We start from the raw sequence: 18,210 nt of genomic DNA on the forward strand, positions 1-18,210 counted from the left end.
TTTTACGCAAGAGGCCGAATTATAGGGCCTCTGCGTGACAGGTGTCGTGGCGGTCCCTTTCGACTGGTTTAACGATCTGAAGTTTTTTCCGATTCCGGCGCATTATCGCGCGAATTCGTGTTGCAGCGCAGAAATGGCCGCCGGCACATCCGCCGCTTCTGTAACGGCGCGGACCACTGCTGCACTGCCGACACCGGTCGACAAAACTTGTCGCAGAACGGAACCATCTATGCCGCCGATTGCGACCAGCGGCACGACACCGTCGAGCAGGCGTACATAGCGTGTCAGACGGGCCAAACCTTGCGGCGCCGTTGGCATGACTTTCGTCGTGGTCGGGAACACCGCGCCGAGTGCGAGGTAGCTCGGCTTGAAATGCAACGCCTTCAGCATTTCGTAGTAGCCGTGCGTGGACAGGCCGAGCCGCAAGCCCGCTTCGGCGATCGCGTTCAGGTCGGCCGTTTCCACGTCCTCCTGCCCCAGATGCACGCCGTATGCACCGGCTTTGATGGCTTCGCGCCAATGATCGTTGATAAAAACTTGCGCCTGATGCCGGGCGCCCGCGGCCACGGATTGCGCGATTTCCTGCTTGAGATCACCGGAATCGGTGGTTTTGCGGCGTAATTGGGTTGTTTTAACACCGTGATCGAGAACCCGTTCGACCCACGCCGCACTCGGCAGGACGGGATATAAGCCGAGCTTGTCCGGGCAATGGGGGAACGGCTTCGAAGGCGGTGCGGGCAAATTTGCCACCGTCGGGAAGATGGAAAAGTCGACGGGCCACGCATCGAGTTGATCCAGGTTGGCCGGACGCCACGCGAGCGCCAGCACAAGCGCGTCGTGCGGCTCAAAACCGCAATCGAGGAACGCAGCCAGCGCGGCCGGCCAATCATCGGACCATTCGCCTTTCAGCGCGTAATCGGCGCCGTTCAGCTTCAGCGTCGCCAAGCCCGCTTCCAGGTTCAGCAGACCAACGCCCTCCGGCAGCAGCTCAACGGTGCCGCCCACAATCAAATCCCCTTCCGACGGATGATCCGGCGTGCTCAGGCAAATTCGCCACTGCTTCGATCCCGCCGGCCAGTCGCCCAGCCGCCGCCGGATCTGCTCGGCGGCTTCCAGCAGTTCGTCGGCGGGCGGCCAAAACACTTCTTTCTCTTGCGACAACATGCTCATGCAGCACTCCCGTCTTGATGCCAGAACGGCATGCCGACCACCGGCGTGCTCGCTTGTGCGCTATCGCGCTCGGCCATCGGACCGGCGAGATAGGCCATCCGTCCCGCTTCCACGCCCAGCGCGAACGCACGCGCCATCTGCGGCGGGAACGTCGCCTGTGACACGGCCGTGTTCAGCAGCACGCCGTCGAAACCCCATTCCATCACCTGGCACGCGTGCGACGGCACGCCAAGACCCGCATCGACGATAAGCGGTACATCCGGCAACCGCTCACGCAATGTGCGCAATCCGTAGGGATTCGTCACACCTTTTCCCGTGCCAATAGGCGCGCCCCACGGCATCAACGCCTCGCAGCCGACATCGAGCAGGCGCCGGCCGATGACCAGATCCTCGGTGCAATACGGCAGCACCTTGAAACCCTCGCGGATCAGCTTTTCCGCAGCTTCCACGAGGCCGATCGGATCGGGTTGCAGCGTGTAGTCGTCGCCGATGAGTTCGAGCTTCAGCCACGGGGTGTCGAAGAGTTCGCGCGCCATGTGCGCCGTGGTCAGCACTTCGTCCACCGTTTGGCAACCGGCCGTGTTCGGCAGCAACGCGACGCCGTGACGCTTGAGGACATCGAAGAAACCGGCTTCACCCGTGTTCGACTGCCGCCGCAACGCGACGGTGACCATGCCGGGACGGGCGGCATCGATGGAATCCGACAGCGATTGCAGCGACGGATAGCGCGATGTCCCCAGCAGCACCCGGCTCGGGAACGACGTACCGTAGAGCGTGAGGGTATCGGCGGTGGTGATCGTGGAAGTCATGATTCGATTCCTTTTAGTGGAGCTCATTGACGCTCAGCCGCCGGCGACCGGCGAGACGATGTCGAGTTTGTCACCGGCGTTGAGCGCCTTCGATGCATGTTCGGCACGCGCGACAAATTGCCCGTTCAGCGCCACGGCAAACGGCGGTTTTGCGCCGAAGGCCGCTAGGGCGTCGATGACGGTGGCCGCGTCGGGCATGGAGAACGGCTGTTGATTGATGTGAATGTTCATGATGAATCTCAAAGCACGGGCGCCGCGTGTTCGCAGCGCAGCAAAGCGGACCAACGCGCTTGGCGGCGCCAGTCGTCGAAGGAATCGGAGTCGGTGATCGCGCCGCCGAGCAGCGCTTCAGCGAGCGCACGGGCGGAATCGGCGACTTCGGGCGCGATCATATAACCGTGTCGATACAGCCCGTTCACCCGCAAGGTTCGTGCGCCGTCCCAGACAATCGCCGGCCGATGATCGGGCAACGTCGGGCGGCATTGCGAATTCAGTTCGAGAATGCGCGCCTCGCCAAAACCGGGATGCACCGCGAACGCCGCGCTCAGGAGTTCGAGCGCCGAGCGCACGGTCATCGGCGACATGTCTTCGCCTTCTACTTCCGTCGCGCCGATCACGTAGAGATCGTCCTGTTTCGGCGCGATGTAGAGCGGGTATCGCGGATGCAGCAGCCGCACAGGCCGCGTCAGGCCAATACCTGGAGCATGCACACGCGCCACTTCGCCACGAATGCCCCTTAACGCGGGCCATGCCGGTTTACCGCCGAGACCGCGGCAATCGATGACGAAATGCGCGTCCGGCGGGGTATCGATTATCGTATTCCAGTGGATATCGACATTACGTTCGACCAGCCCCGCCGCCAGAGCCGTCAGCACCTGCCGGTTGTCGAGCTGGCCTTCGTTCGGTAGCAGCCAACCTTGCGGGAAGCGCGTGCCGAGCGACGGTTCCGCCGCCGCGACCTGTGCGCCGGAAAGCTTGACGAAGCCGCTCTGGAAGAGCGCCGAAGGCGCGTTCGCACGCAAACGGCGCTCGAACAAGGGCGCTTCGGCGCGATCGCCGGCGTGCCAGACGACCAGCGTGCCATTGCGCTGGAAAAACACCGGTTCGGGCAACTCAGCGATCAAACCCGGCCAGCGTTCCAGCGACGCCGCCCCGAGTTCCGTAATCAGCAATTCCGCGCTGGCGGCTTCGGCGAGCGGCGCGAGCATTGCCGCCGCGACCCAGGCCGCCGATTGCGTGCCGGCGGCGTCGCCACGATCGTACAGCGCCACGCGATGTCCGGCGCCTGCCAGCAGCCAAGCGACCAGCCGCCCGCACAATCCGCCGCCAACGACGGCGAAATCGTCTCGCGCGGACGCATGGGACCTGGTGGGATGGGCAGTGGAATGCACAACGGTGTTCACGATGACGACGTCTCCTCAGCAAGCGCTGCAGAACGCACGGAGCACAAAGCACGGAAGTCGAGATCGGGAGGGACGCCCGTTTCGAGCCCTGATTGCACGCGCTGCGCACAAAAACATATTTCAGGGACGAAACCACGGCGAGAGAGCGGCTCGGGAGCGCATTGCATACGCTTCCTGGGCCTGCAAAGTACTGGAAGAAACTGGAAACGCGGCGGTCTCCGGAAACTTCCCTCGCCGGTATTACCCGGATCGGGTGCAAAGGGACTCTCTCAGCCTCGCCGCGCGTTCTCCGTTCTGGTCAGTCGGGAGACGCGTGCCGAAGCACCCCTGTTTCGTCATCGATCATTAAAACATAAAAGCGAAACGGCCCGCAAACGGGGAAAGGCCGAGGGGCAGCCCTGGACACAATCGGACAGCCTTCCCTTTCGTTCGTGCAGCGCGCACTCTGGCACAATGCCGCGAACGCCGGGGTCGTCTGCGGCGCATGTAGGGTCGGGCAAGCGTCCGGCTGTTGCGTTGCATCAGCACGGCGAGGATTAAGGAACAATTAAGTCACGCCCGAAACAATGCTCCGGCGCGCAGTCTTTAATGGTCTCTTACGATCACGATCGTTAAGGCGGAGCTGAACCATCCGCATCGATACCGCCAAGTTACAACCTGCCGCCGAGCCGGCACGTCTTCAGGAAGCTCATGACCACCACACCTCCCGGCAACACAGAACAAAACGCCGACAAAGTGTCGGCGTGGAGTCTTATCAGGCCTTACTGGGTATCGGAAGAACGCGGCATTGCGTGGCTTTTGCTGATCGCGATCATCGCGATCAACATGACCGTCGTGTACATCAACGTCCGCCTGAACAAATGGAACGCGGACTTCTACAACGCGCTGCAGACCAAGAACGTCACCGACTTCCCGCATCTGCTGATGATCTTCACCGGCCTTGCGTTCGCGTACATCCTGCTCGCCGTGTACGGCCGGTATCTGCGCCAGATGCTCGGCTTCCGGTGGCGCCAATGGCTCACGCACCGCTACCTGGAACAATGGCTTGGCGATAAAGCCTTCTACCGCATAGAACGCGATCGTCTCGCCGATAACCCCGACCAGCGGATCGCCGACGACCTGCAGTCGTTCGCCTCGACCACGCTGGCGTTGTCGCTGGATTTGTTGTCCACGCTCGTCACGCTCGTCACCTTCATCACGATCCTGTGGACGTTGGCGGGCGCGCTGAGCTTCTCGTTGTTCGGTACGCCGCTCAACATTCCAGGCTACATGGTCTGGGCCGCCGCGCTGTACGCGGTGCTCGGCTCGCTTGTGATTCAGCGCTTCGGCCATCCGCTGGTATCGATTAATTATCAGGCGCAGAAAGTGGAAGCGAACTTCCGTTTCGGCCTGATCCGCATTCGCGAGAACGCCGAGCAAATCGCGTTCTACGACGGGGTATCGACGGAAACCCATAACGCGAAGACCATCTTCCAGACGATCCGCCAGAACTACTGGCAGATCATGAAATACACGAAACGCCTGACTTTCGTGCTGTCCTTCTACGGTCAGATCGCGCTGATTTTCCCGATCATGGTCGCGGCGCCCCGCTACTTCGCGGGCGCGTTCTCGTTCGGCGTGCTGATGCAGATCAGTTCGGCATTCGGCACCGTCAGCGACTCGTTTTCATGGTTCATCAATAGTTATTCGACCTTGGTCGAATGGCGCGCCACCGTGAACCGGCTGCGCGAATTCAAGCGCGTGATGCGCTCCACGCACATCAGGGAAGCCGCTTCGCCGGCGACCGTCCACGGCGGCATCAACCTGCATTACACGAGCACCGACGCATTGATCACGACCGGGCTGAAGCTCGCGTTGCCGAACGGCACGCCGCTCGCGACGGTAGCGGATGTCGCGGTGAAGCCGGGTTCGCGCTGGCTTGTGCAAGGCCCGTCCGGTTCGGGGAAAAGCACGTTGATGCGTGCTCTGGCCGGCTTGTGGCCGTTCGGCGACGGCACGATCGACGCTCCCGTCGATGCAAAATTGATGTTCATTCCGCAGCAGAGCTACTTGCCGATCGGCACGCTGAAGGCAGCGTTGAGTTATCCGTCGGCAGGGGAAGCGTTCTCCGATGCAGACTGCCGCGAAGCCTTGCGCGCCTGCAATCTGAACGCGTACGGCACGCGTCTGGAGGAATCCGGACACTGGGCGAAGATGATGTCGCCGGGCGAACAGCAACGGCTGGCGGCTGCCCGCGTGTTGCTGCACAAGCCCGACTTCATGTTCCTCGATGAAGCCACCAGCGCGCTCGATGCCGAGAACGAGATGCTGATCTATACGGCGTTCATCGATGCCTTGCCGAACGCCGCGATTGTCAGCGTGGCGCATCGCGAGTCGGTGTCGGGGTTCCATGAGCACCGGATCGAGATCGAGCGCGCGGGGGCTGAGACTCTGGTGGTTTGAAGTCAGCGTGCTTGTTTGAGGTCTGCTGAACGCTGACGTGGCCGGCGTTTGCATTGCGCGCGCACTGGCTTTTTCGATTGAGCGCATCCGGAAAGCAGGTTCTTTTTGGCCTGCTTTTCGCGTTTAATGACGCACCGTAGAATGTTCCCGCGCCTGCGCCTTGCAGGCTTTGAACGGGAGACGGGATGCGTGCGTTCGAGTGGTTCACCGAGTTGACGACGCGCGAGCGTCGTACGCTTTACGCAGGTTTCGGCGGTTACGCCGTCGATGCCTTCGACTTCATGATCTACTCGTTCCTCATTCCCACGCTGATCGCGGTGTGGGGCATGACGAAGAGCGAAGCCGGAATGATTGCGACGAGTTCGTTGATTTCATCGGCGATTGGCGGCTGGCTCGCGGGCATTCTCTCCGATCGATACGGCCGCGTGCGCGTGTTGCAGTGGACCATCGGCACGTTCGCGTTCTTCACCTTTCTTTCCGGTTTCACGCATTCATTCGGGCAGTTGCTCGCCACGCGCACGCTGCAAGGCGTGGGCTTCGGCGGCGAATGGTCCGTGGTGACCGTGATGATGGCTGAGACCATTCGTTCACCGCAGCATCGGGCGAAAGCCGTGGGTACCGTGCAGAGCAGTTGGTCGTTCGGCTGGGGCGCGGCGGCGATTCTCTATTGGGCGTTCTTCGCACTGCTGCCGGAAGATACCGCGTGGCGCGCGTGCTTCTGGATCGGTATTTTGCCGGCGCTATGGATCCTCTACATTCGACGCAACGTCTCCGATCCCGACATCTACATAGCGACGCGCCGCGCTCGCGATGCCGGCACTGAAACCGCCACTTTCTCCGATATCTTCAAAGGTTCGCACCTCAAGACGACGGTACTGGGCAGCGTGCTATGCACCGGCATGCTCGGCGGCTATTACGCGATCACCACGTGGCTGCCGACCTATCTCAAGACCGAGCGGCATCTGTCAGTGTTCAATACGAGCGGTTATCTCGTGGTGCTGATCGTCGGCTCGTTTCTTGGTTATGTGTTCGGAGCCATTCTCTGTGACAAGATCGGGCGGCGTGCGTCGTTCGTGCTGTTTGCCATCGGCTCGTTTCTGCTCGGCATGATCTACACGATGATCCCCATCACCGACCACGCAATGCTGCTGCTCGGCTTTCCGCTTGGCATTGTCGTGCAGGGAATTTTTGCGGGGGTTGGCGCTTATTTATCGGAGTTGTATCCGAACGCGATTCGCGGCTCGGGACAGGGGTTTTGCTACAACCTCGGGCGTGGACTTGGGTCGTTCTTTCCGATTCTCGTCGGCGTGTTCTCGCAAGGCATGTCGCTTGTTAAAGCAATAGGCATGGTGGCCGGGACCGGGTATTTGCTGGTTATCGTCGCCGCGTTGTTGTTGCCGGAAACGCGTGGAAAGGCGCTAGATGCGGTGGTTGGGTAAGGGCATTTTCGTTGCGCGATCACGCTGTTTTTTTGCGTTGGAAAGGTCGTTTCAACTTGCATTGCAACGACCTCGTTCTTCGTCCTGAAAGCGTAACCGTACTGCCTCGCAAGAGCGCAATCTAGTCAGTTCACCTCCCAGATGTCGCGTCCGTTCAGCGCTTGCACCGGGCGTTGATTGCCGTGATAAAAGCGCTGCATTGCGTCGGGTTGCTGCTGCGTGATGATCACGGGTTCCTTGAACTCGATCCAAGTCACGCCTTCCGAACAAGGCGGCGTGGTGAGCGAGTCGCTGTAAGTGTAATAGCCAGTGTCCTTGGGCAGCAGGTCGAGCGGGTTGACCATGACGGCCTTCACCTTGAATTCGGCGCCCTTCTCATGGGGGATACGATCCAGCATGGTCTGGATGACGGAGTTGGGTTGATCGCCGATCTTGAACTGGACGGCAAGCACGAGGAGTTTGTCGTCGTCGGAATGGTGGACGAGGTGAGCGTCCATCACGCTTTCTTTGCCGGCGAAACGTTCTTCACCAGGTGCGTGAAAATGGAACTGAACGAGTTGATAGACACGGCCGCCAAGGGTGATGCTGTCGGTGCCGGGTGCTGCATTGAACTGGATGGAGTGCCCGGTGTTGGCGATATCGATTGGAAGGGGCTGGTAGGTGATTTTCAGGCGGGGCATATCGGCAGGGGCTTTCTTTGCGCCCTCGATATTGATCGGCGATTCGGCGCGACCATCTTCGCAAGCGTGAAAGTCTTTGCTGATTTCGGCCCAGTGTTCGGGTCCGTGTTCGCCGTTGTAGGTCCAGTCGTGGTTCGACTCGGCAGATGCGGTGAGTGCAACGAAGGCCGTTAATAGGAACGCGCCGCTGGACAACCGTTTGATCTTGTTCATTGTCACGCCCCTGAAATTGTGAGGGCATGAGCATGCGCTGACGGCTAACGCGAGGCTATCGGAGAAGTCGCAATAACGGGTGGCGAAAAGAGAACCGGCGGGATGGACGAATTAGCTCGGGATCGCAGGGATTAGGACGCTCCCCCTTCATAGACGTAAAAACCGGGCCAAAAATCAGCCCGGTCCAAACCACGTCCTGCAAGAAGCAAACGCTTACCGCGGCAATTCACTAGACCCCATCAAAAACGCATCGACGGAACGGGCGCACTGCCGTCCTTCGCGAATTGCCCAAACAACCAGCGACTGGCCGCGCCGCATATCGCCGGCGGTGAAGACTTTGTCGACGGACGTGAAGTAAGCCCGATCGCCTTCAGTCGCGGCACGCACATTGCCACGCGCGTCCTTATCCACCCCAAAAGCCTCGAGCACCGGCGATGCGGGTTGCGTAAAGCCCATCGCCAGCAGCACCAGATCGGCTTTCATTTCGAACTCCGATCCCACCACTTCCTGCATCTTCCCGTCCTTCCATTCCACGCGTACGGCGATCAGCTTCTCGACCTTGCCGTTCTTGCCTTCAAAGCGCTTGGTAGCAACCGACCAATCGCGCTCACAGCCTTCCTCATGCGACGACGACGTACGCAACTTGATCGGCCAATACGGCCAGACCAGCGGCTTGTTTTCCGTCTCTGGCGGCTGCGAAAGCAACTCAAACTGCGTCACGCTTTTAGCGCCATGCCGATTCGATGTCCCGACACAATCCGAACCCGTATCGCCGCCACCGATCACTACAACATGCTTGCCCTTGGCAATCAACTGATCGACGACCGTATCGCCCGCATTGACCTTGTTCTGCAGTGGCAGGAATTCCATCGCGTAGTGAATGCCTTGCATTTCACGTCCAGGCACCGGCAAATCACGCGGTGTTTCCGAGCCGCCGGCAATCACGACAGCGTCGAACTGCTCGCGCAACTCATCGGGCGAAATGGTTTCGCGCGATGAATTCGCGATATGCCCCGGCAACGGGTCCTGACCAATAAACACGTTGGTCCGGAACGCTACGCCTTCGGCTTCCATCTGCCGCATGCGCCGGTCGATCAGCCACTTTTCGAGCTTGAAATCGGGGATGCCATAACGCAGCAATCCGCCGATGCGATCGTTCTTCTCAAACACCGTCACGTCATGCCCTGCGCGCGCCAACTGCTGCGCAGCGGCCAGTCCCGCAGGACCCGATCCGACCACGGCAACCTTCTTGCCGGTCTTGTGCTTCGACGGCATTGGCGCGACCCAGCCTTCGGCCCAGGCTTTATCGATGATTGCGTGTTCGATCGACTTGATGCCGACCGGATCATCGTTAATGCCAAGCGTGCACGCGGTCTCACACGGAGCAGGACAAATACGCCCCGTGAACTCCGGAAAGTTATTCGTGGAATGCAGCACTTCAATGGCCGTCTTCCAGTTTTGCTGGAACACCAGGTCGTTGAAGTCCGGAATGATGTTGTTCACCGGACAGCCGTTATTGCAGAACGGGATGCCGCAATCCATGCAGCGTGCGCCCTGGATCTTAGCGTTCTCGTCCGACAGTGCGTGAACGAATTCCTTGTAATGCTTGACGCGAGCGAGCGGCGCTTCGTAGGTCTCATGCTGGCGCTCGAACTCGAGAAAACCGGTTGCCTTGCCCATGTGGTTCTCTTTCTCTGTATTGGGGGTTAATCCACCCTTCGACGTCCAACGCCGAAGGGCCGTACTAGATCAGAAACAGCCAAAGCTCAGGCCGCGATCGCATCTTTCGCTTTCTTCGCACCCAACTCACCGAGCGCCCGCTTGTATTCCGTCGGGAAGACCTTCACAAACTGACGGCGCGACGCATCCCAGTTCTCGAGCAACGCTTTTGCGCGCGGCGAACCGGTGGACTGGAAGTGCTGCTCGATCAGGTTTCGGAGCAACACTTCATCGGTTTCACCGGTGTGCCACAAAGCGCGGTCGACAGTGCGTTCCTGTTCGGCCTGTTGCAGCACCGGATCGAGCGCGACCATCGCCTTGTTGCACTTGCTGCCGAAGGTACCGTCTGCATCGTAGACAAACGCTACGCCGCCCGACATGCCCGCCGCGAAGTTGCGCCCGGTTTCGCCCAGCACAACCACCGTGCCGCCGGTCATGTACTCGCAACCGTGATCGCCGGTGCCTTCCACGACCGCCGTTGCACCCGAGTTACGCACGGCGAAACGCTCGCCCGCGACGCCGCGGAAATAGGCTTCGCCTTCAATCGCGCCATACAACACCGTATTGCCGCAGATGATGTTTTCCTCCGACTTGCCGCGGAAGTCGTTGGTCGGGCGAATGATGATGCGCCCGCCCGACAGACCCTTACCGACGTAGTCGTTGCCATCGCCGACGAGATCCAGCGTGATGCCCTTCGCCAAAAACGCGCCGAAACTCTGCCCTGCCGTGCCCTTCAACTGGATATGGATCGAGTCGTCGGGCAGGCCGTCATGGCCATACTTCCTCGCGATCAAACCGGACAACATCGCGCCGACCGTGCGGTTCACATTGCGCACCGGCTGAATGAACGACACGTGCTCGCCCTTCTCGATAGCCGCCTTCGACTTCTCGATCAGTACGTGATCCAGCGCTTTCTCGAGCGCGTGATCCTGGGTATCGACATGACGCGTCGCGATCTCGCCGTTGTTCGGCACTTGATAAAACACCTTCGAGAAATCCAGGCCCTTCGCCTTCCAGTGCTCGACGCCCTTCTTCGTATCGAGCAGTTCGGCGTGGCCGATCAGGTCGTCGAATTTGCGGATGCCCAGTTGCGCCATGATTTCCCGCACTTCTTCCGCGATGAAGAAGAAGAAGTTCACCACGTGTTCCGGCTGTCCCGTGAACTTGGCGCGCAGTACCGGATCTTGGGTCGCGACGCCGACCGGGCAGGTGTTCAGGTGACACTTGCGCATCATGATGCAGCCCTGCACGACGAGCGGCGCGGTCGCGAAACCGAATTCATCGGCGCCGAGCAGCGCACCGATCACCACGTCGCGGCCAGTCTTCATCTGACCATCAGCCTGCACGCGAATACGACCGCGCAGACGGTTGAGCACCAGCGTTTGCTGCGTTTCGGCCAGACCCAGTTCCCACGGCGTGCCGGCATGCTTCAGCGACGACAACGGCGAAGCGCCCGTGCCGCCGTCATGGCCGGCGATCACGACGTGATCGGCCTTCGCCTTGGCAACGCCTGCGGCAACGGTGCCCACGCCCACTTCCGACACCAGCTTCACCGAAATGCTCGCCTTCGAGTTCGCGTTTTTCAGGTCGTGAATAAGCTGCGCCAAGTCCTCGATCGAATAGATATCGTGGTGCGGCGGCGGCGAAATCAGGCCCACGCCCGGCACCGAATACCGCAACTTGCCGATGTAATCGCTGACCTTATGACCCGGCAGTTGTCCGCCTTCGCCCGGCTTCGCGCCTTGCGCCATCTTGATCTGGATCTGATCCGCCGACGACAGGTACTCCGCCGTCACGCCGAAGCGTCCGGATGCAACTTGCTTGATCCGCGAGCGCAGCGAATCGCCGTCTTTCAACGGGATATCGGTGACGACTTCGTCGCCGATCACGGAGCGCATGGTGTCGCCGTTCTTGATCGGAATGCCGCGCAGTTCGTTGCGATACCGGTTCGCGTCTTCGCCGCCTTCACCCGTGTTCGACTTCCCGCCGATACGGTTCATGGCCACAGCCAGCGTGGCATGCGCTTCGGTGCTGATCGAACCGAGCGACATCGCGCCGGTCGCAAAACGCTTGACGATTTCCTTCGCCGGCTCCACTTCATCGAGCGGAATCGCCTTCGTCGGATCGACCTTGAACTCGAACAAACCACGGAACGTCATGTGACGCTTGGTTTGGTCGTTGATCAGGTGCGCATATTCCTTGTACGTCTGGTACGAGTTGCTGCGTGTGGAATGCTGCAACTTGGCAATGGCATCGGGCGTCCACATGTGCTCTTCACCGCGCACGCGATACGCGTATTCACCGCCTGCATCGAGCATGTTTGCAAGCACGGGGTTCTCACCAAACGCCTCACGATGCAAACGAATGGCTTCCTCGGCCACTTCGAAAATACCGATGCCTCCGACCTTCGACGCCGTGCCCTTGAAGTACTTTTCCACAAGCTCGCTGGAGAGCCCGACCGCTTCGAAAATCTGCGCGCCGGTGTACGACATGTACGTGGAAATGCCCATCTTCGACATGACCTTGTACAAGCCCTTGCCCACGGCCTTCGTGTAGTTGTAGATGGCTTTGTCGGCGGAAAGATCGCCCTTCAGGCCTTCGGCCATTTGCGCGAGCGTTTCCAGCGCGAGGTACGGATGCACAGCTTCCGCGCCGTACGCGGCGAGCAGCGCGAAGTGATGCGTCTCGCGCGCCGATCCCGTTTCCACGACCAGGCCCGTGCTCGTGCGCAGACCGTGCTGCACGAGGTGCGTATGGATAGCGGAAGTAGCAAGCAGTGCCGGAATGGCCAGGTTGTCGCGATCCATCTTGCGATCCGACACGATCAGCATGTTGTAGCCGGACTTCACGGCGTCCACGGCTTCCGCGCACAGCGAGGCCAGACGTGCTTCCACGCCTTCGTTGCCCCATGCCACGGGATAGCAGATGCTCAGCTCGTACGAACTGAACTTGCCGCCGGTGTATTTATCGATCGCGCGAATCTTCGCGATGTCCTTGAAGTCGAGCACAGGCTGCGAGACTTCGAGACGCATCGTCGGGTTGATGTTGGTCGTGTCGAGCAGGTTCGGCTTCGGGCCGACGAACGACACCAGAGACATCACCATGTTCTCGCGGATCGGATCGATCGGCGGGTTCGTCACCTGCGCGAACAACTGCTTGAAGTAGTGATACAGCGTCTTGTTCTTGTTCGACATCACCGCGAGGGGCGAGTCGTTGCCCATCGAACCGACGGCCTCTTCACCCAATTGCGCCATAGGAGCCATCAGGAACTTGACGTCTTCCTGCGTATAGCCGAACGCCTGCTGACGATCCAGCAATGCAGCCGCTTCACGACGCTGCGTTTCGACGTCCTCGGCCTTCGGCTCGATCTCGTCGAGCTTGATGCGCACGGCATCGATCCAGCTCTTGTAAGGCTTGCCGTTCGCGAGGTTGTCCTTGAGTTCCTTGTCGTCGATGATCCGGCCTTGCTCCATGTCGATCAGGAACATCTTGCCCGGCTGCAGACGCCACTTCTTCACGATCTTCGATTCCGGCACCGGCAGCACGCCCGATTCCGATGCGAGGATCACGAGGTCGTCGTCGGTGATGACATAACGCGCCGGACGCAGGCCGTTGCGGTCGAGCGTGGCGCCGATCTGGCGGCCATCGGTGAACGCGATCGCGGCGGGGCCGTCCCACGGCTCCATCATCGCGGCGTGATATTCGTAGAACGCGCGGCGGTTGTCGTCCATCAGCGTGTGCTGTTCCCATGCTTCGGGAATCATCATCATCATGGCGTGGACGAGCGGATAACCCGCCATGACCAGGAGTTCAAGGCAGTTATCGAACGATGCCGTGTCCGACTGGCCCGGATAGATCAGCGGCCAGAGTTTCGGCAGGTCGTCGCCGAGCACATAGCTGGCGATTGCGCCGGTACGCGCGTTCAGCCAGTTGACGTTGCCCTTCACGGTGTTGATTTCACCGTTGTGCGCGATCATCCGGTACGGGTGCGCGAGTTCCCACGCGGGGAACGTGTTGGTGGAGAAGCGCTGGTGCACGAGCGCGAGCGCCGACACCGTGCGTTCGTCCTGCAGGTCGCGGTAATACACGCCGACCTGACCGGCCAGCAGCAGGCCCTTATAAACGATGGTGCGCGCCGACATGGACGGCACGAAGTATTCCTTGCCGTGCTTGAGCTTGAGCGCCTGGATGCGGTGGCTGGCGGTCTTGCGGATCACGTACAGCTTCCGCTCGAGCGCATCGGTCACCACAATATCTTTCCCGCGGCCGATAAAAATCTGCCGAATCAGCGGCTCGCTGGCCTTCACGGTCGGCGAAATCGGCATGGTGGCGTCGACGGGGACATCGCGCCAGCCCAGCACGACCTGGCCTTCGGCCTTCACCGTGCGTTCCAGTTCCTGCTCGCACGCGAGACGCGACGCGTGCTCCTTCGGCAAGAAGATCATGCCGACGCCGTACTCGCCCTCCGGCGGCAGCGTCACGCCCTGCTTAGCCATCTCCTCACGATAAAACCCGTCGGGGATCTGAATCAGGATGCCCGCGCCGTCGCCCATCAGCTTGTCGGCGCCGACTGCGCCGCGATGGTCGAGGTTTTCGAGGATCTTCAGACCCTGTTGGATGATTTCGTGGCGCTTCTTGCCCTTGATGTGCGCGACGAAACCGACACCACAGGAGTCGTGTTCGTTCTCAGGGTCGTACATGCCCTGCGCGGCGGGAGCGGAACCGAGAGTCGGCGGCAGTTGATCGTTCATGGGTCACCGTGTTCTGTGGGGGGCCGAGAGCGGCCGTTGAACATGTTTTTTGTATTGCTTGCGCCACCGGCAGGCCAAAACCCTGAACCTGGGCGAAAAACGCGAAGCCGGTCGTGCAAACGGACGCGATGCGTCCCGAACTGCCGGAAAACGAAATATACGCGATGAATCAAAAAGTTGGCAACCAAAACGCGATGGTCTGACACCTATTATCGAGTTGGTGCACGATTGCCCCATTTAATTAGTTCCACATCAATATTGAGACAAAAATAAACGGCATTTCGATTTTTGTCGTCATGCCGTTCGGTCATTCTTCAGTTCGGGCGCAAAAACTCCGTTAACGGGTCTGAGGAGACTCGCGAACCTTGCGCGGACGGCCACGGGGCAACGGTGAAACGCGCCGGTTGGCAGCACGCCCCGCCCATTCCCTGTAGGAGTCGCTGCCAAGCACCCAGCCCTTGAGCGTGGCTTGAAGCAGCCGGTTAGCTTCGCGTTCGTCGAGCGGTTGCTCGCATAGCTCCGTATAGGCGCGCTGGCGTTCGAACGGCGTATTGCCAAGCTTCCAGTAGAGCGGATGGTCGGTAATGAGGCTGTCGAGCGTCAAACCGATGTGATGGCGGTAGCTCGACCATCTGTAGTCTTGCGGGAGAGCCGCGAGTTCGGCGTGCACCGGCGCCATCTCGACCACCCGGCTCGCCAGCAGGAAGTAGGTTTCGCCTTCGATCACCGTCGCCCGGTAGCGGCCTTCCCACAAGGTGCCGCGACGGGCATAACGGCGATTGAAGTGCGCGACATAGCGCCGGCCGACCGCCTGCATGGCTTTCGGCAAGCTGGCTTCGTCACGGGGGGTGACGAGCAGATGCACCGCGCCGGGCATCAGTGCGTAGGCGTGAATGGCGAGATGGTGGTCGCGGGAGGCCGTTCGGAGGCATTCGATGAAAAGCTCGTAATCAGGAGCTTCGACGAAAGCGGGCTGCTGGTCGAGACCGCGCAAGATGACATGCTGCGGCTGTTCGGGAACGTAGAGTCGTGCAAGCCGTGCCATGCTGGATTTTCCGTTGGTCGAGCGTTGGTCGGGTTCGGGGTATTCCGGCGGTCCGTCAAAACCACATTCTGGGCCACCTTGAAATTTTTCGTTCAAGTGCTGTGAGGCTGCTGTGAGGCGTCTATCAGCCGGGAAAAATCAGGAGCCTGGCATCGCGCTAAACCAATTGGAGCCAGCATTCTTCTTAGGGAAAACGCTTTGCGGCCAAGCATGGTTTGTTTCAAATGTTCTGTTCATAATTAGCGTGCTTTTTCGGAGGAGCACTCAATGACAATAAAACGAGTTGTTACGGGGGTCGCCGCGTTCGCATGCATGTCTGGCGCGGCGCATGCACAGTCGGCGAATACTTTCTTCGTCACCACGGGCTGGTTCCATTTCGCCCCAATCTCCAGCAGCGGCCCGCTCAAGGAAACGAGCGTCGGCGGATCGCCAGTCGGCATTGAAGTGCCGAATACCGGCGCCAGCCTGTCCAATGCCGATACCGCAGGGTTCACCGCGGGCTACTTTGTCACCGACCATATAGCCGGCGAATTCGTTCTCGGCATTCCGCCCACCTTCGACCTGAAGGGCGAAAAGTCGTACTCGCAATATGGCACGCTCGGTTCGGCCAAGCAGTGGAGCCCGACGCTGCTGCTGAAGTACTACTTCATGCAGCCGCAGTCGAAGATCCGCCCGTACGTTGGCATTGGTGTGACACGGGTGTGGTTCACCGATGCAAAAATTACGAATACCGGTTTCGAAACTAACGTGCTGCATGGTCCGACCAACGTATCAACGGATAGTTCGTGGGCTCCCGTGTTTAATGCAGGCCTTACATACGCGTTCAACGAACACTGGTTCGCCGGTTTTTCCATCTCCTTCGTGCCGCTTCACGCCACGGCCAAGCTGACAACCCAGGCGCAGACGCCGACAGGCCAGCTCACCGTGACGTCGGAAGCAAAACTCAAGCTGAATCCGATCGTGACGTATTTGAACGTCGGATATCGGTTTTAACCGCAGCCGCCCGGTCCGCTGTTCCTGCTGTTCGGTCAAAGCGAGGCAAGAAACAAACGCCGTCCCGAGGGCTCCTCGCGACGGCGTTTGATTTTTCAGCGCTTGTAAAATTGACACGCTGACGGCTTTTTTCAGGTGAACCAGCGCAGTTTCTACTTTTTCCTGAACTTCTATTTTTCGCTGGACGCCTTGCGCGGCAAGCCTTGGCCGCGCGATGTTGAACCCGTCGGGTCAATCGGCATCCAACTTGCTCACCTTCAGCTTTTCCGCAATTTCGCGGCCCATCCACGATTCATCCATCGACGGAGCGATCCTATGACCGCATTCCCCAATACGCGAGATGCCATCGGAGATTCATGGAACTCCACCAGCCGCCGTGCACGCCGGATTTCGCGTCACAGCCATGAAGCAGCACAGGATATCGGCGGCGAATTGCGCACGCTGATTTCGGAAATTGAAGAAACGTTGTCCGAAGGGACCTCAGCCGATGTTGCCGCGCTGCGGGCCCAGTTGAGCAAGAGCCTGGATTCAGCGCGCGCGCGTTTGAATGACACGCACGACGCGGTGCGCGCTCGCGCGAATACCGCCCTGGCCGATGCGGACACCTATATTCACGACAAACCGTGGCAAACCATTGCCCTGGTGGGCGGCCTGGCGCTGGTGGCGGGCGTGTTGCTGGCCCGTGTCCGATAAGCTTTTGCTTGTTTTTGCTTGCATAAGCAAATTGCGTAGACAAAAAAACGCGCGCCCGAATCGCATCCGGCGCGCGTTTTGCAATGCGTTCGCTTTTTCAGCTCAATCGAGAAAATCAGCGCCGATCACATCGATACGATCCGTACAGATCGCGTCGACGCCCCATTGCGCGAGCTCACGCGCCCGCTCCGGGTCGTTGACGGTGTAGGCGAGAATCCGCAAGCCGGAATCCTTGATCTCAGCAACCAGCCGCTCGTCGAGCTTCTTGTGATCGGCATGCAGCGATACGCACGACAGCGCGGCGGTTTGCGCCCGCCAGTCGCCGGGAATGGTTTCGTAGAGCATGCCGCGCGGCAGATCGGGCGCGGCCCCGGCAGCCGCCGCAAGCGCAGCATAGGAAAACGACGACAACAACGGCGCCGGTTTCACGCCCGACCACAGGCGCGCGGCTTCCCGCGCCACTAAAACACCCGTTTCCTCGTCGCGCCCTTCGCACGGCTTGATTTCGATATTCGCCGCCAATCCATGCATAAAACAGCGTTCGGCAACCTCAGCGAGCGTCGGCATGCGTGCGCCGGCGAAACGCGGGTCGAACCAGCTACCGGCGTCGAGTTGTTCTATTTCTTCGTAGCGGAAGGTTTTCGCCGCGCCCCGACCGTTCGATGTACGGTCGACGAGGTCATCGTGTAGTAAAAAAACGACGTTATCCGCTGATAACTTCGCGTCGAACTCGATCATTTTCAGGCCGAGCCGGGCGCCGGTATCGATGCCGTCGAGCGTGTTTTCCGGCGCGACTTTCCCGCCGCCACGATGCGCGACGATGCGCGGATAAGGCCAGATTTTCATCATTAAT

At 60.1% G+C, this 18,210-nt stretch carries 13 protein-coding genes and 1 riboswitch; of the genes, 4 read left to right on the plus strand and 9 right to left on the minus strand.

Annotated elements, in window-relative coordinates:
* Positions 1-102: 102 nt before the first annotated feature.
* Genes thiE through M0D69_RS20885 form a run of 4 tightly spaced genes read right to left on the minus strand, consistent with a single transcriptional unit; the run spans position 103 to position 3,382 of the window.
* Entirely contained in the window at positions 103-1,170 is a 1,068-nt protein-coding gene (thiE, locus tag M0D69_RS20870; RefSeq protein WP_301783847.1) for a thiamine phosphate synthase, read from the minus strand.
* Positions 1,167-1,979 (minus strand): thiazole synthase, encoded by an 813-nt coding sequence (locus tag M0D69_RS20875; protein WP_277035371.1) that lies wholly within the window; start codon positions 1,977-1,979, stop codon positions 1,167-1,169. Before M0D69_RS20875 ends, thiE begins: the two co-directional genes overlap by 4 nt.
* Before the next feature lie 33 nt (positions 1,980-2,012).
* Entirely contained in the window at positions 2,013-2,210 is a 198-nt protein-coding gene (thiS, locus tag M0D69_RS20880) for a sulfur carrier protein ThiS (RefSeq protein WP_301783848.1), read from the minus strand.
* An 8-nt stretch (positions 2,211-2,218) separates the two neighbouring features.
* Positions 2,219-3,382 carry an FAD-dependent oxidoreductase gene (locus tag M0D69_RS20885; RefSeq protein ID WP_301783849.1) on the minus strand — a complete coding sequence of 388 codons (1,164 nt, stop codon included), beginning with the start codon at positions 3,380-3,382 and terminating at the stop codon, positions 2,219-2,221.
* A 209-nt stretch (positions 3,383-3,591) separates the two neighbouring features.
* A riboswitch (TPP riboswitch) is annotated at positions 3,592-3,721 on the minus strand.
* Positions 3,722-4,072: 351 nt separating this feature from the next.
* Between M0D69_RS20885 and M0D69_RS20890 the strand changes: the two genes are divergently transcribed.
* Both M0D69_RS20890 and M0D69_RS20895 read left to right on the plus strand, forming a co-directional pair.
* Positions 4,073-5,824, plus strand: a complete 1,752-nt coding sequence (locus M0D69_RS20890) for an ABC transporter ATP-binding protein/permease (protein WP_301783850.1) — start codon at positions 4,073-4,075, stop codon at positions 5,822-5,824.
* A gap of 185 nt (positions 5,825-6,009) precedes the next feature.
* Positions 6,010-7,263 (plus strand): MFS transporter, encoded by a 1,254-nt coding sequence (locus M0D69_RS20895; RefSeq protein WP_301783851.1) that lies wholly within the window; start codon positions 6,010-6,012, stop codon positions 7,261-7,263.
* A gap of 125 nt (positions 7,264-7,388) precedes the next feature.
* Here the strand turns inward: M0D69_RS20895 and M0D69_RS20900 are convergent, their stop codons facing one another.
* From M0D69_RS20900 to M0D69_RS20915, 4 genes are all read right to left on the minus strand, one after another.
* Entirely contained in the window at positions 7,389-8,156 is a 768-nt protein-coding gene (locus tag M0D69_RS20900) for a carbonic anhydrase (protein WP_301783852.1), read from the minus strand.
* 213 nt (positions 8,157-8,369) lie between these two features.
* Positions 8,370-9,836, minus strand: a complete 1,467-nt coding sequence (locus tag M0D69_RS20905; RefSeq protein WP_301783853.1) for a glutamate synthase subunit beta — start codon at positions 9,834-9,836, stop codon at positions 8,370-8,372.
* A gap of 86 nt (positions 9,837-9,922) precedes the next feature.
* Positions 9,923-14,626, minus strand: a complete 4,704-nt coding sequence (locus M0D69_RS20910) for a glutamate synthase-related protein (protein WP_301783854.1) — start codon at positions 14,624-14,626, stop codon at positions 9,923-9,925.
* A gap of 337 nt (positions 14,627-14,963) precedes the next feature.
* Complete coding sequence (locus M0D69_RS20915) at positions 14,964-15,671, minus strand: transposase (RefSeq protein WP_301783855.1); 708 nt, start codon at positions 15,669-15,671, stop codon at positions 14,964-14,966.
* A 267-nt stretch (positions 15,672-15,938) separates the two neighbouring features.
* Here M0D69_RS20915 and M0D69_RS20920 point away from each other — a divergent pair, with 267 nt between their 5' ends.
* Both M0D69_RS20920 and M0D69_RS20925 read left to right on the plus strand, forming a co-directional pair.
* A complete protein-coding gene (locus M0D69_RS20920; protein ID WP_301783856.1) occupies positions 15,939-16,664 on the plus strand; it encodes an OmpW family protein in 726 nt (241 codons plus the stop codon).
* Between the two features lie 315 nt (positions 16,665-16,979).
* Entirely contained in the window at positions 16,980-17,357 is a 378-nt protein-coding gene (locus tag M0D69_RS20925; RefSeq protein WP_301783884.1) for a YqjD family protein, read from the plus strand.
* A 102-nt stretch (positions 17,358-17,459) separates the two neighbouring features.
* Here the strand turns inward: M0D69_RS20925 and ugpQ are convergent, their stop codons facing one another.
* Entirely contained in the window at positions 17,460-18,203 is a 744-nt protein-coding gene (gene ugpQ, locus M0D69_RS20930; RefSeq protein ID WP_301783885.1) for a glycerophosphodiester phosphodiesterase, read from the minus strand.
* Positions 18,204-18,210 lie beyond the last annotated feature (7 nt).

Origin of the sequence: Caballeronia sp. SEWSISQ10-4 2 (assembly GCF_030464885.1) — a bacterium.
In the GTDB taxonomy this organism is placed as follows: domain Bacteria; phylum Pseudomonadota; class Gammaproteobacteria; order Burkholderiales; family Burkholderiaceae; genus Caballeronia.